Source organism: Bacillus sp. MM2020_4, assembly GCF_011250555.1.
Taxonomy (GTDB): domain Bacteria; phylum Bacillota; class Bacilli; order Bacillales; family Cytobacillaceae; genus Neobacillus.
This window is the reverse complement of sequence record NZ_JAANMZ010000008.1, coordinates 67,981-94,841: the sequence shown is the minus strand read 5'-3', so window position 1 is coordinate 94,841 and position 26,861 is coordinate 67,981. Positions and strand designations below refer to the sequence as shown.

Here is a 26,861-nt window from a genome sequence, read left to right as displayed (position 1 = left end):
TGTTTTGAGTTAGCATAATTTTGAAGTAGTATCGATATGGCCCCCCCAAAACTTATCAACGCTCTACCGGTACATCATCGGGTATGGCAGTTCTTCCAAATCAGCTTCTTCGCGTTCATTTTCCAATAATGCCAGTTCCTCTATTCCGGGTGCTGTAAAAACAAACTTCATCATTAAGTCAATGGCCTTGGAATACGGATTATCATTGGAAAGATGGTTCAAGAGTCGATGGATGGCAAAGGATAACCGACGTTCAAGTCTAAGGAAGTTCTCTCCCTTTGGTGCGACTGCCAATAGTTCTAACAACATGGGGATATAATCAGCCAATTCCTTCCCTTCATACTCATAGCCGCCTTCACAAATCAGCTTCTGTAATTTTACCAAGGCGGCCCCACGCTTCCGACTGTCCCCCAGCTCATGGGCGGTTAAATAAAGACTTGTTTGTTCCTTATAATCAAACGTTTCCACATATAGTTCCTGCAGGTCCATTAGATCCAATTCATACAAGGGCTGAATTCCTTTAAAGATTTCCATTCGAAGCGATTCCGACTGAATGCTTTCATCTAAGAAATTTTCAATGGCGGGCAGCTCTTCAAAAAAGGAATGATTCGGATATTCCAAAATTCGGGACATAATGACCAGAATGGCGGCGGACTCATTCGTCATTGACTTTCACTTCTTTCATATGGATATGTCGTCATGCCTTCCGGTGGAGCGAGGTCTTCAATGCTGCATGACCCCTGCTTATAATGTGAGTCATCCACCATTTCCCGCCGTCCTGTCGGAATTACGAAGCGCTCATTATATTTTGCAACCGCAAGTAAGCGAGCCATCTCTTCTAGTTCTTCCGGTGTCGTCCCCGCTTCTTTCAAAAGCTTGCTGACCTTTAGCTTATCGCCGCCACCAACCGTCTTTTCACGCATATGAACACGCATTGCTGCCATTTTTAACAGGACTCTCCGAATCACATCGGTATCATCAGCAGTTAATAAAGAGGCTAAATACTCCATTGGAATTCTCATTTGATCAACCGCTGGAATATAGCCATCGGCAGATAACTGCTGCTCATTCGTGATATGATTCATGATTGGGCTAAGCGGTGGTACATACCAAACCATCGGTAGTGTCCGATACTCCGGATGAAGCGGCAAAGCGATTTTCCACTTCATGGCCATCTTATAGACAGGAGACTCCTGAGCGCTTTGAATCCAGCTATTGTTTATTCCTTGTTCCTGTGCCTTCGCAATAACCTCAGGGTCAAACGGGTCTAAAAAGACAGAAAGCTGTGCTTCATACAATTCCTTTGGATCTTCAACGGAAGCCGCTTCCTTCACTCGATCTGCATCATATAAGACGACACCGATATAGCGAATCCGCCCCACACAGGTTTCTGAACAAATCGTCGGAAGTCCTGCTTCTGTCCTTGGATAACAGAAATTACATTTCTCCGCCTTATGCGTGTTCCAATTGTAGTACACCTTATGATAGGGACAGCCATTTTGACAAAAACGCCAGCCACGGCAGGCATCCTGATCAACAAGGACTATCCCATCTTCGTCCCTTTTATATAGAGCACCTGTTGGACATGAGGCAACACAGGATGGATTAAGACAATGCTCACATATTCGCGGTAAATACATCATGAACGTTTTTTCATACTCCATTGCAATATGTTCCTGAACCTTTTGGACATTGGGATCCATTGGAACTACTTTACTGCCTCCAGCCAAGTCATCATCCCAGTTCGGACCCCATTCAGGCTTATCGATGTACTTACCCGTTATCATCGACTTCGGCCGTGCTACTGGTAAATGTTCCTTCTTGGGACTTTCATGCAAATGTTTAAAGTCATACGTCCAAGGCTCATAAAAATCGTCTATATCCGCCATATTGGGATTGTAAAAAATATTAGCCAGCTTTGAAATGGGTCCACCCGCACGTAAATGCAGTTTGCCATTTCGCATGACCCAGCCACCCTTATAACGGTCAGTATTTTCCCATTCCTTAGGATAACCAGGTCCCGGGCGTGTCTCTACATTGTTAAACCAGACATACTCTGTACCTGGGCGGTTTGTCCAGACATTTTTACAGGTGACGGAACAAGTATGACAGCCAATACATTTATCTAGGTGCATGACCATTGCTACTTGCGCTTTAATTTTCAAGCCAATCGACCTCCTTTAATGGTCGGACAATCGTCAATGTATCTCGCTGACTGCCTGTTGGTCCATAATAATTGAATCCATAGCTAAGCTGGGAATATCCGCCAATCATATGGGTTGCCTTCGGATAAATTCTCGTTACACTGTTGTGGGTACCACCGCGCGTTTTATTTATTGTATTACCTGGTACACCCATGGTGCGATCCTGGGCATGATGCATGTAAACAGCCCCTCGCGGCATCCGGTAAGTCAACACGGCCCTTGCTACCACAACCCCATTTCGGTTATAAAGCTCTATCCAATCATTATCTTTTATGCCAATTTCGGCTCCATCCTCTTCATTCATCCAGACGACCTGCCAGCCGCGGAATAACTGAATCATATTGGTTGTATCGGTAAACATCGTATGAATTCCCCACTTTTGATGGGGGGTCATATACCGGAGCGTAATTGATTTGCCGCTGCCCTCTATTTCCTTTTCTCCTTTAATAAATGGTCCCTTTGAAATGGGTGGAATATATAAGGGGAGACCCTCGCCATAATCAAGCATGACCTCATGATCTAGATAAAAGCTTTGCCGTCCTGTCAAAGTATGCCATGGAATATGAAATTCCTTATTGACCGTAAAGGGCGAATAGCGGCGGTTATCATTCTCAAGGCCACTCCAAACTGGTGTTGAAATCGCTGGGCGCGGCTGTATCGTTAACGCATCTAGCGTATAATCTTCTTCCTCTCGCCCCTCCGAAATATGAGCAAGTTTCTTACCGGTCTTTTCCTCCATCGATTTCCAGCCTTCAACTGCTCTTTTCCCGTTTGTGGCACCTGACATTAAGAGGATGGCATTAATCGCCTTTTTATCAGAATATAGATCCGGGTACCCCTTTCCAATCCCTTCATGCTTAGAAGTTCCAAGCCGGCTTAGTAATTCCTTATACACTTTATCTCCAGGAATCCGAACACCCTTTGTTCCATAGCCATTTTTAATATTAGGCCCGACGGTGATCCACATATCATAAACATGGGGATAATCCCGTTTTAAAATCGTGAAATTTGGCATCGTTTTTCCGGGAATCGCTTCCACTTCCCCTTTACGCCAGTCCATCACTTTTCCCATCGGCTGGGCAATTTCATTAATCGTATCATGGGCAAGCGGTGACATAATCAGATCCTCTTGAGCAGGAAGATGCTCCATAGCCAGCTCCGAAAAAACCTTCGCAATCTCCCTGAAGGCGTCCCAATCACTTCTTGTGTCCCACGGTGGGCTAATCGCCGCATTAAATGGATGGACAAATGGATGCAGGTCCGTGCTGCTAATATCATATTTTTCGTACCAGGTCGCGGCCGGCAGAATAATATCAGAAAAAAGGCCAGAGCTTGTCATCCGGAAATCCATACTGATAAACAGGTCCGTTTTTGCTTCCGGCGGCTTTTCCGTAATATTAACATCCTTAGGCTGCCAAGAGTTCTCGACATCTGTCAGCACCGAATCTGTTGATCCAATGAGATGTTTCACAAAGTACTCGTGTCCCTTTCCGCTGTCACCAAGGAGATTGGAGCGCCAATTAAAAAACACACGCGGAAAGTTTCGCGGGTCATTGGGATTTTCAATGGCAAAATCAAGCTTTCCTTCTTTTAACTGTTTGGCGATATCAGCAACCAGAGCTTGATCGTCACTTGATTGTTTTCGCGCTTCTTTCATCACTTCTAATGAATTTTGTGAAAGCTGCGGAAAGCTTGGCAGCCAGCCAAGACGCGCTGACAGCGCATTAAAGTCTGCCGGGTGCATTTTTGCATATTGACTTCCCCACTCAGTTTGTGAATCGTCAAAATCATATTCATAGCGGAATTGTTCAGTTGCAAAATAAAAGAACGACGTACCATTCATGAAGCGGGGCGATTTAACCCAATCATTTGCAAAGGCAATTTGGGAAAATCCTTCTAAGGGACGAACCTTCTCTTGACCAACATAATGGGCCCAGCCTCCGCCATTTACCCCTTGTGAACCAGTTAATAAAACGAGATTCAAAATCGATCGATAAATTTGATCACTATGGAACCAGTGGTTTGTGCCCCCGCCCATGGCAATCATGGATTTCCCTTGTGTCCGCGCTGCATTGTCGGCGAACTCTCTCGCCACTTGGATGACATGCGCCTTATTTACACCCGTAATACTCTCCTGCCATGCAGGGGTATAAGGCTTATTGGCGTCGTTATAATCAGTAGGATAATCCCCCTGAAGACCCCGATTAATCCCCGTGTGGGCAAGCATCAGATCATAGACAGTCGTAACGATTAGTTCATTACCAGATTGATCTTTAATCCGCTTAATTGGAACACCCCGTTCACTCTTTCCGCCCGCTTTTTCAGCAAAATAAGGGAATTCAACCATTGCCACATCATCTTTTTCATGTAAAAAGCTGAGCAGTGGATTAATAGTTGAACCATCTTCCGTGGTCAAATCTAAATTCCATTTGTTGCCCTCATCCCATCTAAACCCTTGACTACCGTTTGGTATCGCAAAATTCTTGCTGTTGTCGTCCCAAACAACCGTTTTCCATTCACCTAATTTATCTTCCCCAGCTGAAATATCGGAAGCTCGTAAAAAACGATCAGAACGATAACTGCCATTTATTTTAGATAACGTGACAAGATAGGGGAGGTCTGTATATTGTTTTGCATAATCACTAAAATAAGGTGTTTCTTTATCCACATAAAATTCCTTTAAAATAACATGCGTCATCGCCATGGCAAGTGCGCCATCTGTACCAGCCTTGGCTGGCAGCCACATATCTGCAAACTTATCATATTCAGCGTAATCAGGACTAACCCCGACAATCTTGGTCCCGTTATAGCGTGATTCCACCATAAAGTGGGCATCTGGAGTTCTCGTTTGCGGAATATTTGTACCCCAAATAATAAAATACTTGGAATTATACCAGTCACCACTTTCCGGTACATCCGTCTGATCTCCCCAAACCTGTGGAGAAGCGGGTGGTAAATCTGCATACCAATCGTAAAAGCTTAAAATCGTACCACCAATTAGCGATAAAAATCTCGTTCCGCCAGCATAGCTAACCATTGACATCGCCGGAATCGGACTGAATCCAACAATGCGATCCGGGCCATATTTTTTTATGGTATAAATGGTCGAGGCGGCGATCATTAGACAAACGTCTTTCCACGTTCCCCTGACAAACCCGCCTTTACCACGTGCTCTCACATATTGTTCACGTTTTTTTGGATCAGTCACAATATTTTCCCATGCCTGCACGGGATTTTCTGCCCTTTTCATCTCTTCCTGCCATAAGGCAAGCAGGTCTCCACGGACATACGGATACTTCACACGAGTAGGACTGTATGTATACCACGAAAAGCTTGCCCCACGAGGACATCCTCTTGGTTCATACTCCGGAAAATCATCACCTGTTGACGGATAATCTGTTTGCTGGGTTTCCCATGCAATAATTCCGTCCTTCACATGAATTTTCCAGCTGCATGATCCAGTACAGTTCACCCCATGTGTTGAACGGACAACTTTATCATGTTGCCAGCGTCTCCGGTAAACCTCTTCCCAATCACGTGGTCGGGGATTCTCTTCCGTCCAGCCATCATTTATCCGTTCACCGCGGACTAAATGCTTGAGTGAATGGAGCAGATTATTTTTTTTAGACTGCATCGACGCCACCCCTTCCTTTCAAGATTTCACTTAACGGATTAAACTCTTCACCCAAAATTTTGAATGAGTTTTCCCCACTCTGAAGTTCCTCTAGAAAGACATTCCAACTTGCCGCATTTGCTGCTGCAAGGATCAACCTTTGTAACGTATTCATATCATCAATTTCATAGATATGCTGGATCATATCTCCTGAAATCTCGCCAAATCGCATCCTGAGTACTGCAATTAAGTCCTCCCGATCATCGACAAGCATTGGATCCGTTTCAAATGAAAACAATGGATTAGTCACTCCTTCATAGTTTGATCATTTTGTAGTACTCTGAAATTAACTGCGATTTACATTTCTCCGCGGCTTCTTCAAAAAAACGAACCACCTCATCATCAGGGTTTAGGGCCTGTTCATAGCTCACCATTGTTGTCACAGACTGTGAAAAAGAAGGCGAAAATCGTAATGTGAGTTCATAGCCATTTTCACTTTTCGTAACTGTCCCATGGATATCGAAGGGATGGATATTCAAGTCTGAAAAGATATCAGACATTTTCTGATAAAGTGCTGGTGCCGCAAACCGTAATAACTTTTCCTCTAAACTAGGTTTATTACTCATTTCACCCTCGCCTCCCTAAATTACCCAATTTTTCCTACGTTATCTTTTACTTATCGCAAGAAGTTTATTCATTTCGTCTTCATTATGAATCTCATCAATAATAACGAGGCTATCCAATAAGGTAATCATCCGATTATCCGGTTCTTGTGTTTGCAATCTCACTTTTATATTTTCTACGATCCGCCGCATAAGATCATGGTCACGCGTTAATTGGATAACGGTATGCTCCAATTCTGGATTATCCTTGACAATATCCCTATAAAGCCCTTCCTCCTCTGCTTCGGCATGTTTCAATGTCCGTGTTTCCCAATGTTCAATTGTTACCCCTAAAACTTCTAAGGCCTTTTCTTTTTCACCATCATGAAGACATTTCTGTACTAAATTACGTAATTCTAATGCCTCATTCAGTGCTGCCTCATGGATGGATGAATGTGCATCCGGTTTTCTCAAGCTCGGTCCTGACAAGTTATTTCACTCCCTTCATTCAACTTGATAAAAAGGTAATTATTTCCTAATGCTTATTCTATACATTGCAAACCATTTTATTTTCCTAAGCAGCCAGAATTCACTTAAAATGGAAACCCTTATAATCCTCCCCAAATTTTCCATTAATAAACTTTAATAACAGCAAATGTTGTAGCTAGATTGTGAACAAAAAGGGTGTCAGGCACATGTGAAAAATTCACATGGTGCCTGACACCCTTTAGTTATAAGCTACGTTATTTACATTGATCAGGTTATTTTTTTGTAGCGTGGAGTCCTGTTTTAATCGGTAGTTGTGCGTTGGTTATCATGTTGTTAATGGCGCTAAACAGCGCTTTTACAGAGGAAGTCATAATATCGGCGTCGATGCCGCAGCCCCAATAAGCCGTACCATCTAATGCAGTGACTCCTACATAAGATACAGCGTTCGAACGCGAACCACTTTCAAGTGCATGCTCCTTATAGACTAAATCCTTATATTGAAGATCCAGTTTGGTTTGTAAAACATTGCTGATCGCATCCAGTCTTCCATTCCCCACACCTGTAAATTCATGAATCTCATTGTTGATCCTGATTGATACCAACGTTTCATAATGATCATTTTGCGTATATCTATAATGAGTAAACTCAACAGGGGTATTGATATTTACATACTCTTTAGTAAAGATGTCATAGATCTCAGTTGGCAAAAGCTCTTTATGCAAACGGTCTGATACATTTTTAACATGATAGCCAAAGCTTTCACGCATTTTAGCAGGTAAATCAAGCCCATAATTTTGCTCCAGAATATAACCAATCCCGCCTTTACCGGATTGACTATTAATACGGATAATATCTCCTTCATACTCTCTGCCAATATCCTTTGGATCAATTAATAGATAAGGGACCGCCCAATACTGACGTTCTGCTTCCTCACGCCATTTCATTCCTTTGGCAATGGCGTCCTGATGAGAGCCTGAGAAGGCAGTAAAAACTAGTTCACCGGCATATGGGTGTCTTTCATGTACCCTCATTCTAGTCAATTTCTCATACTTGGAAATGATTTCACGGATATGTTCAAAATGAAGCTGTGGATCTACACCGTGTGAATACATGTTTATGGCAAGAGTGACGATATCGACATTTCCTGTCCTTTCTCCATTTCCAAACAGCGTTCCTTCGACCCTCTGTGCGCCAGCAAGCATCCCAAGCTCTGTATCTGCTACTCCTGTTCCTCTGTCATTATGTGGATGAAGTGAGAGAATCACATTGTCACGGTAGTTCAGGTGGTCGCTCATAAACTCAATTTGGCTGGCATAAACATGCGGCATGGACATGGATACCGTAGCTGGAAGGTTGATAATCACCTTGTTGTCATCTGTAGGCTGCCAAATATCAAGTACCCGGTTACATATTTCAAGTGCAAACTCCATCTCTGTACCGGTGAAGCTTTCTGGAGAATACTGAAATTGGAAATTCCCCTCCGTCTCATCCGCATACTGTTTAAGCAATTTCGCCCCGGTTACAGCTATGTCGATAATTTCCTCTTCAGATTTTTTAAAAACCTGCTCACGCTGTGCCACTGAAGTCGAATTGTAAAGGTGGACCACTGCTTTGTTAACACCCCGAAGTGCTTCAAATGTTTTCTCAATAATATGATCTCTTGACTGTGTTAGCACCTGAACCGTTACATCCTCTGGAATCAAATTCTGTTCGATCAAGGTCCTTAAGAAAGCATATTCCGTTTCTGAGGCAGCAGGGAAGCCTACTTCAATTTCCTTGAATCCTACTTCCAAAAGCAATTGGAAATATTCTAGCTTCTCCTCCAAACTCATTGGGATCACCAATGCCTGATTTCCGTCCCTTAAATCCACACTGCACCACGTTGGAGCTTCGGTAATATATTCCTTCTCAGTCCATTTAAAGCTTTTCATCGGGGGCATAAAATACCCTCTGGAATACTTTTCAACATTTTTCATTTTCACGACCACCTTTTCATTTTAATAGTCCCATTTTAAAAAATAAAAAAGCCCATCATCTCATAAGAGACGACAGGCTTTGCCTACGTGGTACCACTCTTTTTGATTCGGTTAAACAAACAAAACGAATCCACTTTACGACTCGATCACGGTTGCCGACCGTTAAGGCCTACATATCAGCCTTACCACTCCTGGGCGAGTTGGGGGATTTATTGACTGTCTTTCACCAGCCGACAGCTCTCTAAACAATAAATAATCCTTAATACTCCCAATCATCATGTTTTTACTTTAATTGAATTTTTTGATTTTTCTTATTCTATAACGGATAGTGAAAATAATCAAGGCCTATTACCAATCATTTTTTAATAACTTGTTGAATTTCTACTCGGACCATGCTGTAAATAACAGATTATTTTACATTATTCTCTCTCGATTTAGTAAAATAATAGTAGTGCATATGAAAGGGTTGTGAAAAATGTGAAAAATAATGAGGAAAATTTGGAAAAAGAAATGGAAGCGGCAAGTGAAAATTATTCCGATGAAAAGTTTTGGGACAAACTAAAGAAATTTGGCAAAAAAGCAGGTTCATCCGTTGTATATGCGGTTTTACTCTTGTATTTCACTCTGCAAAAACCGGAAATACCAGTTAGAGCAAAAGCCATCATTATGGGCGCATTGGGATATTTCATTCTGCCATTTGATTTAATTCCCGATTTTGCGGTTGGAGTAGGTTACACAGATGATTTAGGTGCATTGGGAGTAGCCCTCTTCCAAGTGGCCATGTACATCGATGATGATATTAAAAATAAAGCAAAGGAAAAATTAAAAGACTGGTTTGGTGATCATGTAGATACAACAGATATTGATGAAAAACTTGGGTAAATATCATTCATCATCAAAAAACATCACCCCCCTACATGTGACAAAAAAATTGGCCTCTTTTTAAATTTTTGTCAAAAAGATGACGAATGTAATTATTAATCATTTTATAAAGATGTTAAAGTAAAAGAAAAATCCGCCAAAGAATGGTGATATAAATGAAAATTATTTGTTTTGGCGATAGTTTAACACGTGGGGTCTCGGTAGTAAAAGGGAGATTGCGAATCCTGAAGGAAAACTATCCTGCTTTCTTGCAAGAATTATTTAATCAACAGGAAGAAAATGACGTTACCGTTATTAATAAAGGAGTATTTAATGATAACTCTGATTTAATGTTGACAAGGCTAGAAAGAGATGTTCTTAATGAACATCCCGATTATACGATTATTGAAGTTGGCGGAAACGACTGCAATTTTAACTGGAATGAAATTATCAAAAAACCTATGGAGGAACATCAAGCAACTGTTTCACTCCAACGGTATTTATCGAATATCAGTGAAATTGTTAAAAAAATGCGAGATAGTGGTATTATACCAATTATAGCTACCTTACCACCGCTCGACCCAGTCAGATATTATCAGACCATTTCCACCCAATATAGCACTTCTATTGGAAACTGGATCGGTAAAATGGGGGGCATTCAACACTGGCATGGGATGTATAACTACCATTTAAATAAATTGGCAGATGAGCTAAAGGTACCCAAAATTGATGTTAGAACGGCAATTAAAAAAGCAGGTGACTCCATTAATTTAATCAGCGAGGATGGGATCCATTTAACAGCAGAAGGCTATAATGCTTTTAGTATCGCAGTCTTTAATTTTTTGAGTAAATGGCAAGATCATCAGATTCAGACGTCAAATAGATAGGGTATGTATGGTAAGTAAAACTATGTTAAAATTAATATCCTTGGCAGGGGCATTAGAAAAAAGAGCCGGCATTTTATTGTCTCGGCTCTCTTTCTTCGTTTTTCATAATATGTTGTAAGATGTTCGTACAAACTGTTCGCCGAAAAGTGATTTATATCACAATAAAAAGATTTTCGTTTGTATATACTTATAGCAATGATAATCGAAAGGAGATTTTTCCCATGCAAGGTTGTCCAAGCAACTCATTTGGAAATAGTCCAGCAGTACTTTCAGAAGGTTTACATAAATTGGTGAGTGAACATATCCCATTACGAAACGGTCTTCAATCTTTACATTCTTTATGTGAAAAAGTAGTAGAGGAACAAGGCGGTTCCTTCACAGAGTTAATTCAGGCTGTACATCAATTTTTCACAGACCTTGAGCATCATTCCGTACGTGAGGAAGATATTTTATTCCGAATGATGGAAGAGTATCTCGGTAAAAACGGCGGCCCTATTTCGGTCATGGAATACGAACACGAACAAGCAAATGGATATATCCATAAATTCTTTTCCAATACGGAGAAGCAAACAGAATTTTCATCCGAGGACATGATCGAAAATGCAGCCTTGATCAAAAATGCTTACCATACTTTAATCAACCATTTTGCCAAAGAAGAACAGGTCCTATATCCGATGGCTGAACGGATGTTTACCCCAGAAGAGAAAGAATTGGTAAACCAAAGAGTTTCCGAACAAAAGTAATTTACGATACAACATCAAAATAACAGAGTCCAATTCCGAAAAGGAATGGGCTCTTTTTTCTCGATTTTAACTGGTCAATGTACTCCATCAACAAGCTGCTTCATCGCATTTAACTTCGAAGAAAGCGCCAAAAACCATTCCTTATCCCCAGTTGATAAGGCTAGGTCTAGAAGAAATTCAATTTGTGCCTTATTAGTTACAGTTGAAACAGGCAGCAACTTAACCTGTTTGCTTAAAAAAGGTATAGTTTTGCCAATCGTTTGGTTATTGTCACTAGTAACAACGGTTACCTTTACTACCCCATCAACACTAGATAATGATTCAATATATCCAATGATTAACGCACCATCCTGTGATTCTGCCTTAACCCAATCCCCTGTTTTTAGAATCGCATTATTATTGGAATACATACTTCTTCACCTTCTTCATTTTAGTATTTCATTTTAGAATATGGCGGATTTCAATAATCTGTAACTTTTTTATACATTTATTGAAGGTGATCTCCATTCATCCATTTGTTAATTCTCCTGATTAACAAGATCAACCACTTCTTTGATTGTATAATCCTTTAAATATTCTCCCATATGCTCTTCCGCCCCAAAGAAAATGCCACAAAGGACTCGTTGCATATTTGCCCCTACAATACACTTTTCATTTGCTTCTGGACACTTAGGCTTTAATGCGCCATCAGAGGTTATCTTATATATATCCCAAAGATTCACTTCACTTAAATCTAGGGCAAAAATAAATCCGCCGCCCGTTCCCTCTTTTGATTTAATAAATCCATGTTTTTTTAACAAACTTAGCACTTTTCGGATTCGTACCGGATGGACACCAGCACTTTCTGAAATTGCATCACTCGTTGACATGCGGTCCGGCTGTAGTGCAAGTAAAGTTAAACTATGAATGGCAAGGGTAAAATCACTATTCATGTGTTTGCCTCCTAAGTAAGAAAACATCTCACCGTTTTTCCTAGTACCACTGTTTTTTGCATCTGTTATAAAAGTAATCACGTACTGTAATATTAAGTATTACAGATTGACTAGTCAAGCACTAAGTACTCTATTTCTTTCGCAAAGCCGATTTATTTACCTATCCCATTGTTTTTTGACTTGCCTCTCTGCTATCCGTTTAATTTTCTGCCATGTCATATCTTTTTTCACTATAACATTGGTATGGTAATTTTTATCTTTATAATGGACTGTCACGAATACTTCAATCATCCGTTTTTCCTCCCTTAATTAGGCTTTCGATTCAATGAAAAGACTAAGCATTAATACCCGTCGTTTTCATTTTAATTTGCCGCTTTTTGCAACTCGGTGTATAAATAGTTTCGTATCCTTCGAGGCAGAAAACTACGAATTTCGTCCTCGTTATATCCAACCTGTAATCTTTTTTCGTCCAGGATAATTGGCCGACGCATCATTTTGGGATGTTCCATTATTATTGTATACAATTCATTAAGCGAAAGAGATTCAAAATCTACGTGCAATGCTTGAAATGACTTCGAATTAGTGGAAATAATCTCGCTAGTCCCCTCTTCTGTCAAACGAAGAATCGATTTAATCTCATCAACTGTAAGGGGATGAGATAATATATTTCTTTCTACATAGTCAATTTGATGCTCTTCAAGCCAAGCTTTTGCTTTTCGGCATGAGGCACAACTTGGGGTTGTATACACAGTTACCATGCTTTTACACACTCCTTAGTGTAGTTGGCAAATACATAAATGTAATAAAAAATATTACAGTTACCATACTGTAACAATAATCGTTACAGTTCATTTTGTCAATTGAAAAGTTTTAGTCTAATAAACAATTAAAGGTAGCTGCCCCCAAGTCCTAATACTTTAGCGTGCTGGGAGTCAGGTACTATTGTGATTTTCAGAGGTCAATTAAAATTCCCAGTAAAATATTCCTCTATTTCGCAATATTGGGTTGAATATGTCATTTATTCAGGAATAATGTCATAATTCTATTTTCCCTGTAATGTTGTTCATCAAACTAACAAAAAAAGTAACAGTCCTGTTCTGTAACACGAAACCCGCAGATGGTAAGGTAGTATCATACAAATTTAGAGGAGGTAGCCACATGAAAAACAGCTATACGAGAAAATTAGTTGTAGCTTGTGTTGCTACACTTGCATTTATCAGTTTACAAAATAATACAGTCGAGGCTGTTACCGAAAATCAAGTTATAAAAGAAAAGAACCTTTTGGAACTTGGCCAACAATATGGTTTAACTATTGATGATAATAAAGATCTTAACCGTCATGACGACGGCATTTATATAGAAGAAATGTTGCAAAACCCTGATAAAATGCAAGCAGTAGTAATTCAACCATCAAATCCCAAAATAGAAGTGACGGTAAAAGAACCAGAGGATCCTGCCGTTTCCATATCAAGTCAAGAGAAAGATTTATTTGCCCGATTGGTAGAAGCAGAAGCAAAAGGTGAGCCAGAGGAAGGAAAAGTGGCGGTTGCAACTGTCGTATTAAATCGAGTCGATTCTCCACACTTCCCGAATACAGTTACAGGTGTGATTAAAGAAGTTGTTGGCGATACCTATGCGTTTTCACCTGTTCAAAATGGTGAAATTAATAAACCTGCATCAGAGGAAGCGAAACTAGCAGTTGAGGAAGCATTAACAAGAAAAGATCGTTTAAATGATTCTATTTATTTCTATAACCCAGAAATTGCTACGGATAATTGGATTCATACCCGTGAAGTAGTGAAAACAATTGGGGATCATGTATTTGCTAAATAATGAGAGGTAAATATGGAAAAATAAGTAAAATGGTGCCTGACACCCCGCTGTACTAGCGATAGTACTGCGGGGTGTCAGGCACTTAATTTTCTTAACTAACTTTTGACTCTGGTGAAAGACTACGGACTTCACCATGATTTCTCTTTTCCTTCATTTTTATTTTTCCATTGCCCGGTGACTTGATTAACATCGCTATTAATACTGAAACAATACTTAAAACGGCAATTAATTTAAAGGTAGGAATGAAGCCGCCTAATGAAGAAGCAATAAAGGATCCTGATATGGCACCGATTCCAAATCCTTGATAAATAATACCGTAGTTTTTGCTCTGATTTTTCAAGCCAAAGAAATCGGCCACAATGGCAGGGAAAATCGTGATGTTACCGCCAAAGCAAAATGCAATAGCTGCAACTGAAGCAAAGAATACCCCATAGGTTACATGAACAAAACTTAATACCGTTACAGCTGCTGCAGTGACAAGAAGTGCGCCTGAAACGACACGCAAACGCCCTACTTTATCCGATAATGCTCCAAGAATAATACGTCCGCTTGTATTAAAAATGGCCACTAATGCCACAGCATTACTTGCCGTTGCAATATCAAGTCCTGCAAGCCTAACCCCAATATCCTTAACAATTCCGATTAAGTATAAGCCGCTCATACATGCAGTAAAGAAAATAACAAATAAAAGATAAGCTTCCTTCGTTTTAAGCATTTCTTTAACTGAGAAATCTTTTTGAATACTGCCGCCAACAGTTTGATTCCCTTTAGCGATCTTTGCTTCCCGAACAAGGAATGAACCACCAACAACCATAATCATGACAATTAATCCCCAGAAAAAGAATGTTTGGGTAACACCGACGGATTGGATGAGTGACCCGTTAATGAATTTGAATAGCAAACTTCCTGTACCATATGCTCCAACAGAGATACCTGAAATAAGGCCTTTTCTTTCCGGAAACCACTTAATTAAATTTGATAACGATGTAATATAGGCCGTACCATCTGCTGCACCAACCACAACCCCTGCCAAAATATACAGCATCCATAACGAAGACGCCTGAGAACTGATGATTAATCCTATGCCAAGCACAAATCCGGCGCAAGCAATTAACCGGCGAATTCCCCATTTTTCCTGCAGTTTTCCAGCAAACAACGTTGCTAAAGCCAAAGCTAAGCTAGTAATCGAAAAAGTAAAGGCAACTGAATTTAATTTCCAACCAAAGTGGTCCACTAAGGGCTGATTGAAAAGGCTCCAAGTATAGATGGTACCTAATCCCATCTGAACAATAATAGTTCCTACTACAATCAACCAGCGACGATCTGCACTTGATTTCAATTTGATCTCCTCTTTTCTTCTAAAAAAATGATAATGTATGACCATCAGAATTTTTAATTGATTTTGTTTACATCATCATCATAGCATCGAAAAAAAGTAGAAACCGTTTTCAGAATGAAATGCCTATAATTCGGAATGAATGGCGGTTAAAGATGCATAATTTGTCGAAATTCCTTTACTTTGCTTCTGCTAACGGGAATTTCCTCGTTAAGATCTTTCAGTCGTAATATGTAGGTTTGATTAAACCAAGGAACAATTTCACGAATTTTGGTCAAATTAACCGTATAAGAACGGTGACAGCGAAAAAAAAGGTCAACTGGTAAAAGGGAATCAAATTCCGTGATGCTCATTGGCATCGTGTACTCCTCCTGTTGGGTATACACCAAGGTAGCTTTTTCTCTTGCTAGAGCATAATAAATATCATTCGCGTCTGTTACAATAATTTTGTCATTCTTTTTCAAATTAATCCGACTAGCAGAATTCGAAGTGAATTCTCTTTGCTGCCTCCCAGAATTCAGTTGAGGTTCGAGCTTTCTATCCGATAAGGGTGTCTCTGCGCGATCTCGTTTAAAAGCAGATTCCAGCCTGCCTAGCATTGCGGCAATCCGCTTCTCCTCATAGGGTTTTAAGATGTAATCGAAGGCTTCGAGTTCAAATGCTTGGGCTGCATGCTCTTTGTAGGCAGTAGTAAAGACAATATAAGGTCTTTTTGTGAATTTACTGATGGTACTCGCTAACAACATTCCATTAAGGGACGGGATATTAATATCCAAAAAGATGACATCTGTTTCATGCTCCTGCAAAAATTTTAAAACATCTAAGCCATCGTCAAAGAAATTGGTCACTTCGATTCCACTATGGGCTCCAACTAAATACTCCAGTTCTTCGCGAGCTGGTACTTCATCTTCCACAATAATCGCTTTCATATATTCTCCTTTACGATATCAAAAAAAACTTCTGTTCCGGGTGACAAACGGTGGATGACCAATCCATGGCCATAAATGAGTTTCACTCGCTGGTGAACATTATACAAACCGATTTTGTTTGATGGTACATCATCTAGCAACAATTGTTGAATGACATCCTCACTTATTCCAGCCCCCGTATCCTTAACACTTATTCTTATTTTATTTCCTAAATCCTTCACCGCGATAGTCACCAAACCTGGACCTTTTATCTTTAAGATCCCATGAATAATGGCATTTTCGACTAACGGCTGGATGAGCAGACTTGGAATGTTGACTTGTACATCATCAATCTCGTAAACAACCGTTAATCGATGGCCAAAACGAGCTTTCTCTATTTCCACGTAATCACGGACTTGTTTCAATTCTTTATGGATATCAATTAATTCATCACTAACTTCTAAATTGTAACGCATATAGCCAGAAAGATTGATAATCAACTCACGTGCTTTGTCTGGATTTCTGCGTGTAGTGGAGGCAATCGCATTTAGTGCATTAAATAAAAAGTGAGGATTAATCTTTGTTTGGAGTGCCTTCAACTCCGCCTTGTTCGCAGCTTCCTTAATCTGTTCAATCCGGGATACCTCCATCAGTGTGGAGATAATTTGCGATAATCCGATGGCCATGGTCTGTAGTGAATAGGTCATTTTATAGGCTTTGCGGTAATAGATTTTAAGTGTTCCCGTCACTTCTCCACTCTCCTCAAAGGGGACAATGAGCAAGGAGTGAATTTGGGGTGTATGATGATCCGCCACCTGATTTCGAATAATGAAATTCCCGCTGTGAATCGCCTCTTTGGTCAAATCACTAATGATTTCCTGCCCGATTACATATCGTTCTTCCCCAAAACCCACATAAGCAAGCACGTTTTTCGTATCTGTAATCGCAACGGCATCGGCCTTGATATCATTTTTGATTATATGGCAGATCTCTTTCAGGGAATCCGAATGAATCGATCGAAAGTATGGTAATGTCTTGTTTGCGATATCCAATGCTAACTTTGCCTGTTTCGCTGCAATTACTTCCTTTTCACCTTCGACACTCATTACAAGCAAAACAATTAAGCCAATGTTAACCTCACCTGCAATCATCGGAAAAGCGATTTTAGAGACAATGTCCAACCCTAACTCGAATGGATTTGCCATCGCAAGAATCAGTACCATTGTCAAAATTTCAGACAACATCCCGGCCACTATTCCATAAATCCAGCGCAAAGACCTCTTCACACTTTGGTTTATATATCCCGATAAAATCCCCGCTAAAATGCTCGTAATCAAACAGGGGATGGAAGTGGGTCCACCAATATCAATTACATATCGATGGACTCCTGATACAATCCCGGTAATAATTCCTACCCAGGGTCCAAACAAGATTCCCCCCGAAACGACAGCGATGATCCTAACATTAACGAGCGACCCTTCCACATTAATTCCTGAATACGTACCAAAAATGGCAAATAAGCAAAACACAAACGTAATGATCACTCGCTCTATGGGGGAATGGTGGTCCTTTTGTAGAGATTCCTTAAATCTCGGGATACGGATCATAAAGAACAGGCAAATTAAGAGCAAAGCAGCTCGTTCAAATAAATGGATCAGCATTTCTAAAGTTGTATTCATCTAAATTTCCTTTCTATAGTTCAAGTACCTCCAATTCATGGGGCATACTTGCAGAAATACTTTCATTCCGATGGCACATCATTATTTGGTATTATTCCCAAATAATAAATAATAAGGTCCGAATACTCCTTAACCTCTTGTTTTCCCTTCTCACTAATAACATAAGTGCCACGCTTAATTCTTTCGAACCAACCATAATAATTCTTGGTTAGAATGGAGGAAGTTTTATGACCGGTTCCCATTTGAATTAACGCTTTCGGCGATAATGGTCCCAATTTTTCAAGATAACAGGCAATTTGGATAGAATTTTCTTTATAGGCTGTCATGATTTTTGTCCGATTACTTCCACCAATATTGAAGTCCGCACTCCGACCATTGATTTCTTTCATTACGGCTGCTCTCTTTGGCTTACTTTGACCGATCCTTTTACGACGATCAAACGAAGTTGGAGGAAATATTATTTCTGCTTTTGTTCGATTGCCTGAAAATGAAACAACAATCAAACCCAACTCAAGCCTTCTAACTAAATGGCATTTATCTGCCCATTGCCTCGAATTCAATCGATATCTTGGTCTTGGTATCGCAATATAAACTTGATCCGTTAACCTTTGTCGTTTTGTGGCCTGGATTAGTAGATCCACACTTAAGTTGAGCTTTAATTCAATAACAACTAACTCATCACCTTTTATTGCGGCAATATCACAATCCTTCACCTCGCCATAAACCTCATACTCTTCACGTAAGAAATATGCCTGAATGGGTTTATATAAATCTACCTCTAGCAGCTTTTTTATTTCAGTCATTTGTATTCACCATCCAATTTACATCAAACTAGTCATATTGCCTATTCACTTTATCAAGATTGATTATAATTCTACTAGAAATGGAGGAAAAGAAAAAATATTCGTTCCAGAGAAGTTTCTAATAGTAGACATTTTAACTCTAAATGTAGTACTTTTACTTTGAATCACGAAATTTTTTTAGGGGGAATCATTTTGGAATATCGCCGCTTAGGAAAAACAGGGTTAAAAGTAAGTGAAATAAGCTTGGGTAGCTGGCTTACGTATGGTGGATATGTGGAGGAACAAAATGCGACCGCATCAATTGATAAGGCATACGATTTAGGAATAAATTTTTTTGATACAGCCAATGTTTACATGCGGGGGGAAGCTGAGATTGTCGTAGGCAAGGCCCTTCAGAAATATACCCGTGATTCATTTGTACTGGCCACGAAGGTATTTTGGCCAATGGGTGATGGACCTAACGACAAAGGTTTATCTCGCAAACATGTTATCGAACAATGCCACGCAAGCTTAAAACGACTTAACACGGACTATGTCGACATTTATTATTGCCATCGATTTGATGCTGAAACACCACTCGACGAAACATTGCGCGCACTTGATGATCTTGTCCGCCAAGGAAAGGTTTTATATGTGGGTGTGAGCGAGTGGACAGCCGAACAAATTAGCGAAGCTGTCCATCTCGCTGATAAAAAACTACTCGACCGGATCGTTGTCAATCAGCCGCAATACAGCATGCTGCAGCGCTATATTGAAAAAGAAGTCCTCCCAGTTTCAGAAAAGCATGGAATTGGCCAGGTCGTTTGGTCGCCGCTTGCACAAGGTGTCTTAACAGGTAAGTATAAAAAGGGGGAAAAAGCTCCCGCAGGTACTCGTGCCGCACAGGAAAAATACAGCAGCCTATTTGGATTATTAACCGACGAGAATCTTGATAAAGTCGAATTATTAAAAGGTGTGGCCCAAGAAAATGATCTTTCGCTTGCCAATCTTGCCCTTGCCTGGATTTTAAGACAGAGTAATGTTGCAAGCGCATTAGTGGGTGCAAGCCGACCAGCGCAAATCGAAGAAAACGTTAAAGCTTCAGGCGTGAAATTAAGCGCAGAAACACTTGCAAGAATCGAGGATATATTAAAATAACGAAGAAATGCCTCAGGGTTTGAATCCTGAGGCATTTTCAGGTTTATCGTTAAGACGCTTTTTGGCAGTTTGCTCATAGTTAAACTGCCTTTTCGCCTTTTTCTACTCTGGATCTATTACCGGATGTGAAGAAAATGATACTTCCGATCGTTACGAGTGCCATTACCCAAAACATGATTTGACCATTGAAATGGCTAAGAAGGTAACCACCGATGACTGGGCCAAGGAAGTTGCCAATTTTCCGGAATTGGGCAGCTCCAAAATAAGTTCCACGCAAATGTTCTGGCGCAAGCTTGTCAATCATCATACTGTTAGAAGGGAAGATTAATATTTCTCCTAACGTTAATAAGACGATAGCTATAATACAGGTCACCCACCCGCTGGCAAAACTAAAACCAATCAATCCAGCCGCCATGCAAAAGGCACCAACTACCATTACCTGCATTAACTTAAATCTTTCAGCCAGATGGCTAATTGGCATTTGCAGGACTACAACCATCACAGCATTAATAGTGATCAACAAGGAAAAAATAAAGACACCATTTTCGACTGTGCCTTCTAATATTTGCGGCAGATTTGAATCAATTTGAACATAGCCCATGTTGACCAAAATGATTCCAATGATTAAATATCTTAAGGCCTTATCCGTTTTAATTATCTGAAAAGCAGCACCAAAGGATACAACCTTCTTGTTATGTTTTTCTTGTGATACTGGTACTTCAAGCCTTTTTAAAAAGTAAACTAATACAAGTGCGTAAAGTAAATAGATTGTCCCTGTTATACCGAAGGATAACTTAGCCGAGGTGTTGGCTAAATACGCTCCGATAAGTGGACCAACGGATGCTCCGATATTCATCGCAGTATATCGTAGGGAATACACCCTCATCCGCTTAGTTTTCTCGGTTAAATCAGCCATTAGCGCTTGTGCTGTTGGTTCAAAGAATGAGTTACTAAGGCCATTTAAAGCGTTTAATAGGATAAACCATCCTTGTCCTGTCGCCACGGTGAATCCATAGTAAACAAATGCAACCATAAACAATGAGACCAGCATGATTGGTTTACGACCATACCTGTCCGATAAATGACCGCCAATAAATCCTCCCACCGTCGCCATCAATGGACTCATCCCGACTGTTATGCCGATAATAACTGGTGACAGATCCATATGTCTTGATAAATAGATTGATAGAAACGGCAGAGTCATGAATGCGGAGCCCCTCGACAACGCTGTGCCAATTAATAAAACCCATACAATCGGGTGGAACTGTCCAACATAGTTTTTAATTTTCATCATATGTAATGCCTCGCAATTTATAAGCTTCTTTATCAAGTTAACCAATTTGTGCAAAAGTTGTAAAGAATTTTCTTATCGAAAAAAGAACGATGACAAATGAAGAGAAAGATTTATTTGGCCGGGCACTAATATAAAGGGAAACCAGTGTAATTTAACATTGGTTTCCCTTATCTCATAACTTTAAGCGATTATTAAAATGAACAAGTAGGTCAAGGTCAGCAACCATTCTGCGACACGTATTATAATTCCTTTCACGGCTTTTTTCGACCCTCATTCTTACTGAATGAGATCTGCTATACTCCTCATAACCTACACCGTGAGCGCTATACATCGCTTTTTCCATTTCGCTCGTATAACTTAATTGTAAATGATTGATAAAAAATCATTCCTTTCAGTTTTTTTCGTTTGGCGAATTGTTCTTTTACGTAGGTTTCATCTTATCATTGCATTCAAGGTCACACAAAGTCGAAAATACGGTGAATTATGCTATATAACGGATTGTCATCCAAACTCGGGAAGATAACTCCAATGTTCTTAATTTTTTAGCCATATCCTTCCATATGCTACAGAACCTTTTCTTTACTGCGCTATATCATTTTGAAAATGGAATGTGGATGAAATTTAACAAAGTGGTTGAAAAGCGGTAAAATATTGTAGTGAAAGAATATGGAGAGGAAGATGAATCAATGATGGAAAAATTAATGTTTATTGAAACTGGGATGGGGATTGATGTACATGGCCAAAATATTACAAAAGCAGCAGTTCGCGCTGTAAAAAATGCTATTCACTATAATTCCATGCCCGGCATTCGTTCGGTGCTCCCTGAAAACAGTCTTGATCATATGAAAGTGAATGTGAAACTTGCCATTCCATGTGAGAAAGAAAACCTTGATATCGATGCTGTAAAAGAGGCTCTGCCATATGGTAGTGTTACAGTGGAAGTCATGGATGGAGGAATGATGACAACTAGCGGGATTGCTCTCGAGGATAAGGGAGATAAAAATGATATGATGTACATAGTCGTCGCATCGGTTGAAGTTGGCTATTAGTTTAAAAAATGGTACGAGAGAATCGATGCCTGGCCCCCACTGGGTAACACTAGCACATGGGGGTTCAGGCAGATGATTCCATTTACCGTTGCCGGAATATTTTTTATTTTGCTTGAGAAATTTGGTTAACGATTTGAGTTAATCCCTCTTTTATTGGCGTTATTGGACGACCGAGAAGCTTTTCAAAATCATTGCTTTCAACTTCTAGTGAACCATTTCGGATACTCTCTTGAATTCCTACAACAATCGGAATAACAAAATCCGGTAAACCTAGTCCTTTCATCATTTCGGCATACGTCTCGTCGTTGACTTGTTGTACAGGTATTTCTTTACCCAATATGGCACCAAGAGCAGCTACTAATTCTTCTTGCGTTAAAAGTGGACCGGAAAGTTCATATACTGTATTATCATGCCCACTTCCTAAGAGCACCTCTGCTGCCGCATCTGCGTAATCTTGTTGTAGTGCCCACCCCACTTTACCTGTTCCAGCTGAAGTTACCCACGGAGCACCTGCTAACGCACCCTGAATACCCCCCATTTCGTTTTCCAGATACCAATTGTTACGCAAGAAGGAATATGGAATTCCTGTTTTAATGATCGCTGCTTCTGTCGCAACATGAGGAGGTGCCATTAAATTTGTACTATCTGTTGCATTTGCTAAACTTGTATAAGCAATAAATTTAACTCCCTTCCTTTGCGCCGCTGCGACTGCATTTGTATGCTGACGAATTCTTGTTTCATTGTCACCATCTGCAGAAATAATCAATAAACGATCAATTCCTTCAAAAGCAGTATCCAATGTTTCCGGAAGGTCAAAATCTCCTTGGCGAACATCTACCCCGAGTGATCGTAATCCTTCTGCCCTCTCGGGATTACGTACACTGACAGCTAATTGATTCGCCGGTATAGTTTTTAATATGTTCTCCACTACTTTTGTTCCCAATTTCCCTGTTGCACCTGTTACTAAAAATTTCATGGATGATTCCCCCCATTTTATTGTAAATGAATTAAACTTGTAATCAATTTAATTACCTGTAATCATTCTAATAACAACTTATTCTTTTGTCAACCGAAACACACTTTATATATTTTGTTCGACAGTTTGGTATAATACACTTGTAATCAAATGAATTACATTTTATATAAATTATTGTGATATAAAAATTTTGGGAAGGTGAGCAATGATGTCGATTAGCAGCAGGTTTGCAGTTGGGGTTCATATATTAACACTTCTTGAAGTGAATAATGGTGGGGTAAACTCATCAGAGTTTATTGCGGGAAGTGTAAATACCAATCCAGCTGTGATTAGAAAAATAATGGGGATGCTAAAAAATGCAGGTTTAATTAATGTACGAGCTGGTATTGCAGGTGCTGAACTAGCAAAGGATTTAACCGAAATAACATTGTATGATGTTTATAAGGCGGTAGATGTTGTTCAAGATAAAGAGTTGTTTAGTATTCACGAGAAACCGAATCCAGAATGCCCTGTTGGAAGAAATATTCAAAATACGATTGAGCCACTGTTCTCTACTGCCCAATTGGCATTGGAGAAAGCTCTCGGAAATGTAACCATTGGGGATGTAGTAAGGGATATTACAGAAAGAGAAAAATTGAATAATAAAATGAAAAGTAATTAGCAACATAATACACTGTTGAATATTGATTCATAGTATATTATTGTATTCTTGGAAACCACAATAACCAAAGATGAAGTGGAGGTAATGAAATGAAGAAAGTGATCATTTATTCTCAGGAGACATGTCCTCCTTGCCATGCGGAAAAACTTTGGCTAAAAGAAAATGGGATTAAGTTTGAAGAAAGAGACATACGTAAGGACGATCAATATCTGCAAGAACTTATTCAACTTGGTGCTGCCGCTACACCCGCAACCATTATCAAAAACGATACTAGTGAAGACGTTATTCTAGGATTTGATCAAGCAAAATTGGCCAAGATCTTAGGGGTATAAGGTTATATTAAAATGTGGGATTTGCGGTAAATTATATATATATTCTAAATTACCTTTCTAAAAAGGAGTATATTTCATGGGCTTTATTTTTTACTTTATTCTTATCATGCTTGTACCACTTATAGTCCAAGTATACTTAAGAAATACCTATTCCAAATATTTAAAAGTGGCCACCTCCTCTGGTTTTTCCGGAGCCATGGCAGCTCGGCGAATTTTAGATGCAAATGGGTTATACGATGTTACGGTTGAACAGGTGTCAGGCCATTTATCGGATCACTATGATCCAAGAACTAGAAGTGTTCGGCTGTCCACGGCTAATTATCATGGTACTTCCATTGCTTCGATTTCCGTGGCGGTTCACGAGGTTGGTCATTGTCTTCAGCAAAAGGAGGGCTATGTTCCGTTACGCATCCGACATGCACTAGTACCTGTGGCAAATATAGGGTCAAACATTTCATTTATCTTAATATTAATTGGACTACTCCTATCATCCGCAAACCTTTTATTACTAGGAATAGCTGCCATGGCAGCTGCAGTCTTATTTCAGGTTATTACACTTCCAGTTGAATTCAATGCGAGTTCCAGGGCACTAAATATGATGATTGGTTCAGGTCTAATTAGGAATGATGAAGAGGGTAAGGCGAGGAAAGTTCTTAATGCTGCTGCGTTAACCTATGTGGCTGCAACAGTAGTTGCTATAGCAGAGCTCCTTCGTTTTGTTCTCATGTTTACGGGAATGCGTAATAATGAGGATTAATAAGGAAATATTGTTTATTAAAAGTTTCAGTAAGGTCACTAAAAAAGTGTCTGGTACTCCCATTTTCATCTGGGTGCCGGCACTTTTTTGTTTTTCAAAAAAGCAGGGCTGAACTGATTCTATTGTCTCATTTTCACCTATTTTAAGCCCACTTTACGTAATCTCATAAACGGGTTCCTACGTAAACGCATACATTACTATGGAACAACCAGTGACAGGGGGTGAATTTGATGAGTCATGGGCAATCTTCCTGTGGTGTATTTGGCATTTTTCTTGGATTTATAACAGGTACGTTTTGGCTGCTACTAGCGGTATTGGGTTTTACTACCGACTTCTTTGTCCTACTTGGCCTTGGAACCCTAGGAAATATTTTAACCATTCTTATTGCGTTAATCGGCTTCCTAGCTTTTATAATCTTTGGATTACTTGTATTTAAAAAAGCTTGGCATCAGCGTCGTTAATAAGTGGTAAAATGTTGAAAAATGCTGCACCTATTTTTTAGGCTGCAGCATTTTTTCATACTTGAACTAACGTAAATAGGCATATTACTTATATATTTATATTAATTTGGTTACAATTCTAATAGAAATGGAGGATAGTGGATGGGGCGCTTTTTTTCAATCCTAATAATACTATTTATATTATATGTTTCTGGACCAATTATTAAACAGAAATTCGCTAGTGCTGATTATGTAAAGGAAATGAATCAAGTTGAATCCAAACTAAATGATGTTATAAACAATCCTGGATTACAAGCAACCATCGATTCTCTATCTGATGGGATGAAACAATTAATAGAGCAGCTTGGTCTTTTTTTAGATAAACAACAAAAAGAGGAACCTCAAGATCAAAAAAAAATAACGGTACACCCACCGTCTAATCAAGTTTTTTCCGTCCATAATATAGAACTTGGTGCCACTAAGGAAGGTATTGAACACATTGTAGGCCAATCTAACCGAGAAACACTTAATGAATACGGAGCAAAGTGGTATGCCTATCACACCAATTATCAAAACTTTTTTATGATTATGTACGACGATAAAAATCGGGTAGCAGGACTATACACGAATCAAGATTTAATTTCCTCTAACAATGGAATTAAGTTAGGTAGTTCGAAGGAAACGGTGCGAGCTGCGCTTGGAGAACCATTAACTGGGATTCAAAAGGGGCTGACTGTTTTTCAATTACAAGAAAATGCTGACTATGATGTCTATCTGCTAGATGAAGGTTATGTTACCATTTTCTACGACAAACACGAAAACAATACAGTGACAGCCATGCAATTAATCAACAAAGAAATGGAACAAAAGAAACATGAACTCTACACTAGTGCAAGTCCGGCATTAAAAGAAGGATTTGAATTGCAACTATTCGATTTGACGAATGCATCTCGTGTTGAGCACCAGCTTCCCATTCTGTCATGGGATGACCATGTAAGAGAAACAGCTCGGAAGCATAGTACCGATATGGCGGTCAATCACTACTTTGATCACACAAATCTTAAAGGGCAATCGCCTTTTGATAGAATGAAAGAGGATCATATCATCTTTTATTTAGCCGGGGAAAACCTTGCATATGGGCAGTTTAGCAGTATTTTTGCCCACGAGGGGTTAATGAACTCTCTTGGACATAGAGAAAATATTTTGCGGAAGGGATATAAATATTTAGGTGTTGGCGTTGCCTTTAATGATCAATCACAGCCATATTATACGGAGAACTTTTATGCTAAATAAGAAAAGCGCTGGAGCTAGACAATTCTCAAAGTCGAATTTTATGCTTTCTTATTTTT

At 39.6% G+C, this 26,861-nt stretch carries 29 protein-coding genes and 1 other annotated feature; of the genes, 11 read left to right on the top strand and 18 right to left on the bottom strand.

Annotation, left to right across the window (positions count from 1 at the left end; genetic code table 11):
* Window positions 1-63: 63 nt before the first annotated feature.
* The 7 genes from narJ to G6554_RS08535 form a co-directional block, all read right to left on the bottom strand.
* Entirely contained in the window at window positions 64-666 is a 603-nt protein-coding gene (gene narJ / locus G6554_RS08565; RefSeq protein WP_166240742.1) for a nitrate reductase molybdenum cofactor assembly chaperone, read from the bottom strand.
* Window positions 663-2,165 carry a nitrate reductase subunit beta gene (gene narH, locus G6554_RS08560; protein ID WP_166240740.1) on the bottom strand — a complete coding sequence of 501 codons (1,503 nt, stop codon included), beginning with the start codon at window positions 2,163-2,165 and terminating at the stop codon, window positions 663-665. The genes narJ and narH overlap by 4 nt, the downstream gene beginning before the upstream one ends.
* Window positions 2,155-5,838, bottom strand: coding sequence for a nitrate reductase subunit alpha (locus G6554_RS08555; RefSeq protein WP_166240738.1), 3,684 nt, complete (start codon window positions 5,836-5,838; stop codon window positions 2,155-2,157). Before G6554_RS08555 ends, narH begins: the two co-directional genes overlap by 11 nt.
* Window positions 5,828-6,115, bottom strand: a complete 288-nt coding sequence (locus G6554_RS08550) for a hypothetical protein (protein ID WP_166240736.1) — start codon at window positions 6,113-6,115, stop codon at window positions 5,828-5,830. The genes G6554_RS08555 and G6554_RS08550 overlap by 11 nt, the downstream gene beginning before the upstream one ends.
* 16 nt (window positions 6,116-6,131) lie before the next feature.
* Complete coding sequence (locus tag G6554_RS08545) at window positions 6,132-6,443, bottom strand: hypothetical protein (RefSeq protein ID WP_166240734.1); 312 nt, start codon at window positions 6,441-6,443, stop codon at window positions 6,132-6,134.
* 39 nt (window positions 6,444-6,482) lie between these two features.
* Complete coding sequence (locus G6554_RS08540) at window positions 6,483-6,908, bottom strand: hemerythrin domain-containing protein (protein ID WP_166240732.1); 426 nt, start codon at window positions 6,906-6,908, stop codon at window positions 6,483-6,485.
* A 272-nt stretch (window positions 6,909-7,180) separates the two neighbouring features.
* Window positions 7,181-8,884, bottom strand: coding sequence for a 2-isopropylmalate synthase (locus G6554_RS08535; RefSeq protein ID WP_166240730.1), 1,704 nt, complete (start codon window positions 8,882-8,884; stop codon window positions 7,181-7,183).
* 62 nt (window positions 8,885-8,946) lie between these two features.
* Window positions 8,947-9,169, bottom strand: a binding site (T-box leader).
* A gap of 225 nt (window positions 9,170-9,394) precedes the next feature.
* Here G6554_RS08535 and G6554_RS08530 point away from each other — a divergent pair.
* The 3 genes from G6554_RS08530 (at window position 9,395) to G6554_RS08520 (ending at window position 11,375) form a co-directional block, all read left to right on the top strand.
* Window positions 9,395-9,766 carry a YkvA family protein gene (locus tag G6554_RS08530; RefSeq protein ID WP_166240776.1) on the top strand — a complete coding sequence of 124 codons (372 nt, stop codon included), beginning with the start codon at window positions 9,395-9,397 and terminating at the stop codon, window positions 9,764-9,766.
* A 155-nt stretch (window positions 9,767-9,921) separates the two neighbouring features.
* Window positions 9,922-10,632 (top strand): SGNH/GDSL hydrolase family protein, encoded by a 711-nt coding sequence (locus G6554_RS08525; RefSeq protein ID WP_166240728.1) that lies wholly within the window; start codon window positions 9,922-9,924, stop codon window positions 10,630-10,632.
* A gap of 221 nt (window positions 10,633-10,853) precedes the next feature.
* The gene (locus G6554_RS08520) at window positions 10,854-11,375 is read left to right on the top strand and encodes a hemerythrin domain-containing protein (RefSeq protein ID WP_166240726.1); all 522 of its coding nucleotides are present in this window, start codon (window positions 10,854-10,856) and stop codon (window positions 11,373-11,375) included.
* Between the two features lie 74 nt (window positions 11,376-11,449).
* On the opposite strand, the gene G6554_RS08515 is transcribed toward G6554_RS08520, so the two are convergent.
* The 4 genes from G6554_RS08515 to spxA form a co-directional block, all read right to left on the bottom strand.
* Window positions 11,450-11,785, bottom strand: a complete 336-nt coding sequence (locus G6554_RS08515; RefSeq protein WP_166240724.1) for an IDEAL domain-containing protein — start codon at window positions 11,783-11,785, stop codon at window positions 11,450-11,452.
* 108 nt (window positions 11,786-11,893) lie between these two features.
* Complete coding sequence (locus G6554_RS08510) at window positions 11,894-12,307, bottom strand: RrF2 family transcriptional regulator (RefSeq protein WP_166240722.1); 414 nt, start codon at window positions 12,305-12,307, stop codon at window positions 11,894-11,896.
* Window positions 12,308-12,463: 156 nt separating this feature from the next.
* On the bottom strand, window positions 12,464-12,598 hold the full coding sequence (locus G6554_RS08505; RefSeq protein WP_166240720.1) for a BA3454 family stress response protein: 135 nt from the start codon (window positions 12,596-12,598) through the stop codon (window positions 12,464-12,466).
* 71 nt (window positions 12,599-12,669) lie between these two features.
* Window positions 12,670-13,065, bottom strand: coding sequence for a transcriptional regulator SpxA (gene spxA, locus G6554_RS08500; protein WP_166240718.1), 396 nt, complete (start codon window positions 13,063-13,065; stop codon window positions 12,670-12,672).
* A gap of 400 nt (window positions 13,066-13,465) precedes the next feature.
* On the opposite strand from spxA, the gene G6554_RS08495 reads away from it, so the two are divergent.
* Window positions 13,466-14,140, top strand: coding sequence for a cell wall hydrolase (locus tag G6554_RS08495; protein WP_166240716.1), 675 nt, complete (start codon window positions 13,466-13,468; stop codon window positions 14,138-14,140).
* A 91-nt stretch (window positions 14,141-14,231) separates the two neighbouring features.
* Here G6554_RS08495 and G6554_RS08490 read toward each other — a convergent pair whose 3' ends face one another.
* The 4 genes from G6554_RS08490 to G6554_RS08475 form a co-directional block, all read right to left on the bottom strand.
* The gene (locus G6554_RS08490; RefSeq protein ID WP_166240714.1) at window positions 14,232-15,479 is read right to left on the bottom strand and encodes an L-lactate MFS transporter; all 1,248 of its coding nucleotides are present in this window, start codon (window positions 15,477-15,479) and stop codon (window positions 14,232-14,234) included.
* 146 nt (window positions 15,480-15,625) lie between these two features.
* The gene (locus tag G6554_RS08485; protein WP_166240711.1) at window positions 15,626-16,405 is read right to left on the bottom strand and encodes a LytR/AlgR family response regulator transcription factor; all 780 of its coding nucleotides are present in this window, start codon (window positions 16,403-16,405) and stop codon (window positions 15,626-15,628) included.
* Complete coding sequence (locus G6554_RS08480; protein ID WP_166240709.1) at window positions 16,402-18,063, bottom strand: sensor histidine kinase; 1,662 nt, start codon at window positions 18,061-18,063, stop codon at window positions 16,402-16,404. Before G6554_RS08480 ends, G6554_RS08485 begins: the two co-directional genes overlap by 4 nt.
* Before the next feature lie 62 nt (window positions 18,064-18,125).
* Entirely contained in the window at window positions 18,126-18,866 is a 741-nt protein-coding gene (locus tag G6554_RS08475) for a DUF2161 domain-containing phosphodiesterase (protein ID WP_166240707.1), read from the bottom strand.
* Window positions 18,867-19,058: 192 nt separating this feature from the next.
* Here G6554_RS08475 and G6554_RS08470 point away from each other — a divergent pair, with 192 nt between their 5' ends.
* Window positions 19,059-20,003, top strand: a complete 945-nt coding sequence (locus tag G6554_RS08470; RefSeq protein WP_166240705.1) for an aldo/keto reductase family protein — start codon at window positions 19,059-19,061, stop codon at window positions 20,001-20,003.
* Window positions 20,004-20,082: 79 nt separating this feature from the next.
* Here G6554_RS08470 and G6554_RS08465 read toward each other — a convergent pair whose 3' ends face one another.
* Both G6554_RS08465 and G6554_RS26330 read right to left on the bottom strand, forming a co-directional pair.
* Window positions 20,083-21,297, bottom strand: a complete 1,215-nt coding sequence (locus G6554_RS08465) for an MDR family MFS transporter (protein WP_242637869.1) — start codon at window positions 21,295-21,297, stop codon at window positions 20,083-20,085.
* Window positions 21,298-21,469: 172 nt separating this feature from the next.
* Window positions 21,470-21,628, bottom strand: coding sequence for a YuzK family famiily protein (locus G6554_RS26330; RefSeq protein WP_481747914.1), 159 nt, complete (start codon window positions 21,626-21,628; stop codon window positions 21,470-21,472).
* Window positions 21,629-21,986: 358 nt separating this feature from the next.
* Between G6554_RS26330 and G6554_RS08460 the strand changes: the two genes are divergently transcribed.
* Window positions 21,987-22,346, top strand: a complete 360-nt coding sequence (locus G6554_RS08460; RefSeq protein WP_166240772.1) for a Lin0512 family protein — start codon at window positions 21,987-21,989, stop codon at window positions 22,344-22,346.
* A gap of 103 nt (window positions 22,347-22,449) precedes the next feature.
* Here G6554_RS08460 and G6554_RS08455 read toward each other — a convergent pair whose 3' ends face one another.
* On the bottom strand, window positions 22,450-23,322 hold the full coding sequence (locus G6554_RS08455; RefSeq protein ID WP_166240703.1) for an SDR family oxidoreductase: 873 nt from the start codon (window positions 23,320-23,322) through the stop codon (window positions 22,450-22,452).
* 208 nt (window positions 23,323-23,530) lie between these two features.
* Between G6554_RS08455 and G6554_RS08450 the strand changes: the two genes are divergently transcribed.
* From G6554_RS08450 to G6554_RS08430, 5 genes are all read left to right on the top strand, one after another.
* Window positions 23,531-23,983, top strand: coding sequence for an Rrf2 family transcriptional regulator (locus tag G6554_RS08450; RefSeq protein ID WP_166240770.1), 453 nt, complete (start codon window positions 23,531-23,533; stop codon window positions 23,981-23,983).
* An 89-nt stretch (window positions 23,984-24,072) separates the two neighbouring features.
* Entirely contained in the window at window positions 24,073-24,315 is a 243-nt protein-coding gene (locus G6554_RS08445) for a glutaredoxin family protein (protein WP_166240701.1), read from the top strand.
* Window positions 24,316-24,391: 76 nt separating this feature from the next.
* Entirely contained in the window at window positions 24,392-25,072 is a 681-nt protein-coding gene (locus tag G6554_RS08440) for a zinc metallopeptidase (protein WP_166240699.1), read from the top strand.
* A gap of 230 nt (window positions 25,073-25,302) precedes the next feature.
* Window positions 25,303-25,533 carry an ABC transporter gene (locus G6554_RS08435; RefSeq protein WP_166240697.1) on the top strand — a complete coding sequence of 77 codons (231 nt, stop codon included), beginning with the start codon at window positions 25,303-25,305 and terminating at the stop codon, window positions 25,531-25,533.
* Window positions 25,534-25,674: 141 nt separating this feature from the next.
* Window positions 25,675-26,805 carry a CAP domain-containing protein gene (locus G6554_RS08430; protein WP_166240695.1) on the top strand — a complete coding sequence of 377 codons (1,131 nt, stop codon included), beginning with the start codon at window positions 25,675-25,677 and terminating at the stop codon, window positions 26,803-26,805.
* Window positions 26,806-26,861: the final 56 nt, after the last annotated feature.

Excerpts from the sequence above, each read along its gene's own strand:
- narJ (WP_166240742.1), bottom strand. The coding sequence starts at position 666 with ATGACGAATGAGTCCGCCGCCATTCTGGTCATTATGTCCCGAATTTTG.
- G6554_RS08555 (WP_166240738.1), bottom strand. The coding sequence starts at position 5,838 with ATGCAGTCTAAAAAAAATAATCTGCTCCATTCACTCAAGCATTTAGTC.
- G6554_RS08545 (WP_166240734.1), bottom strand. The coding sequence starts at position 6,443 with ATGAGTAATAAACCTAGTTTAGAGGAAAAGTTATTACGGTTTGCGGCA.
- G6554_RS08535 (WP_166240730.1), bottom strand. The coding sequence starts at position 8,884 with ATGAAAAATGTTGAAAAGTATTCCAGAGGGTATTTTATGCCCCCGATG.
- G6554_RS08530 (WP_166240776.1), top strand. The coding sequence starts at position 9,395 with ATGGAAGCGGCAAGTGAAAATTATTCCGATGAAAAGTTTTGGGACAAA.
- G6554_RS08525 (WP_166240728.1), top strand. The coding sequence starts at position 9,922 with ATGAAAATTATTTGTTTTGGCGATAGTTTAACACGTGGGGTCTCGGTA.
- G6554_RS08520 (WP_166240726.1), top strand. The coding sequence starts at position 10,854 with ATGCAAGGTTGTCCAAGCAACTCATTTGGAAATAGTCCAGCAGTACTT.
- G6554_RS08515 (WP_166240724.1), bottom strand. The coding sequence starts at position 11,785 with ATGTATTCCAATAATAATGCGATTCTAAAAACAGGGGATTGGGTTAAG.
- G6554_RS08510 (WP_166240722.1), bottom strand. The coding sequence starts at position 12,307 with ATGAATAGTGATTTTACCCTTGCCATTCATAGTTTAACTTTACTTGCA.
- G6554_RS08505 (WP_166240720.1), bottom strand. The coding sequence starts at position 12,598 with ATGATTGAAGTATTCGTGACAGTCCATTATAAAGATAAAAATTACCAT.
- spxA (WP_166240718.1), bottom strand. The coding sequence starts at position 13,065 with ATGGTAACTGTGTATACAACCCCAAGTTGTGCCTCATGCCGAAAAGCA.
- G6554_RS08495 (WP_166240716.1), top strand. The coding sequence starts at position 13,466 with ATGAAAAACAGCTATACGAGAAAATTAGTTGTAGCTTGTGTTGCTACA.
- G6554_RS08485 (WP_166240711.1), bottom strand. The coding sequence starts at position 16,405 with ATGAAAGCGATTATTGTGGAAGATGAAGTACCAGCTCGCGAAGAACTG.
- G6554_RS08480 (WP_166240709.1), bottom strand. The coding sequence starts at position 18,063 with ATGAATACAACTTTAGAAATGCTGATCCATTTATTTGAACGAGCTGCT.
- G6554_RS08475 (WP_166240707.1), bottom strand. The coding sequence starts at position 18,866 with ATGACTGAAATAAAAAAGCTGCTAGAGGTAGATTTATATAAACCCATT.
- G6554_RS08465 (WP_242637869.1), bottom strand. The coding sequence starts at position 21,297 with ATGATGAAAATTAAAAACTATGTTGGACAGTTCCACCCGATTGTATGG.
- G6554_RS26330 (WP_481747914.1), bottom strand. The coding sequence starts at position 21,628 with ATGTATAGCGCTCACGGTGTAGGTTATGAGGAGTATAGCAGATCTCAT.
- G6554_RS08460 (WP_166240772.1), top strand. The coding sequence starts at position 21,987 with ATGGAAAAATTAATGTTTATTGAAACTGGGATGGGGATTGATGTACAT.
- G6554_RS08455 (WP_166240703.1), bottom strand. The coding sequence starts at position 23,322 with ATGAAATTTTTAGTAACAGGTGCAACAGGGAAATTGGGAACAAAAGTA.
- G6554_RS08450 (WP_166240770.1), top strand. The coding sequence starts at position 23,531 with ATGTCGATTAGCAGCAGGTTTGCAGTTGGGGTTCATATATTAACACTT.
- G6554_RS08445 (WP_166240701.1), top strand. The coding sequence starts at position 24,073 with ATGAAGAAAGTGATCATTTATTCTCAGGAGACATGTCCTCCTTGCCAT.
- G6554_RS08440 (WP_166240699.1), top strand. The coding sequence starts at position 24,392 with ATGGGCTTTATTTTTTACTTTATTCTTATCATGCTTGTACCACTTATA.
- G6554_RS08435 (WP_166240697.1), top strand. The coding sequence starts at position 25,303 with ATGAGTCATGGGCAATCTTCCTGTGGTGTATTTGGCATTTTTCTTGGA.
- G6554_RS08430 (WP_166240695.1), top strand. The coding sequence starts at position 25,675 with ATGGGGCGCTTTTTTTCAATCCTAATAATACTATTTATATTATATGTT.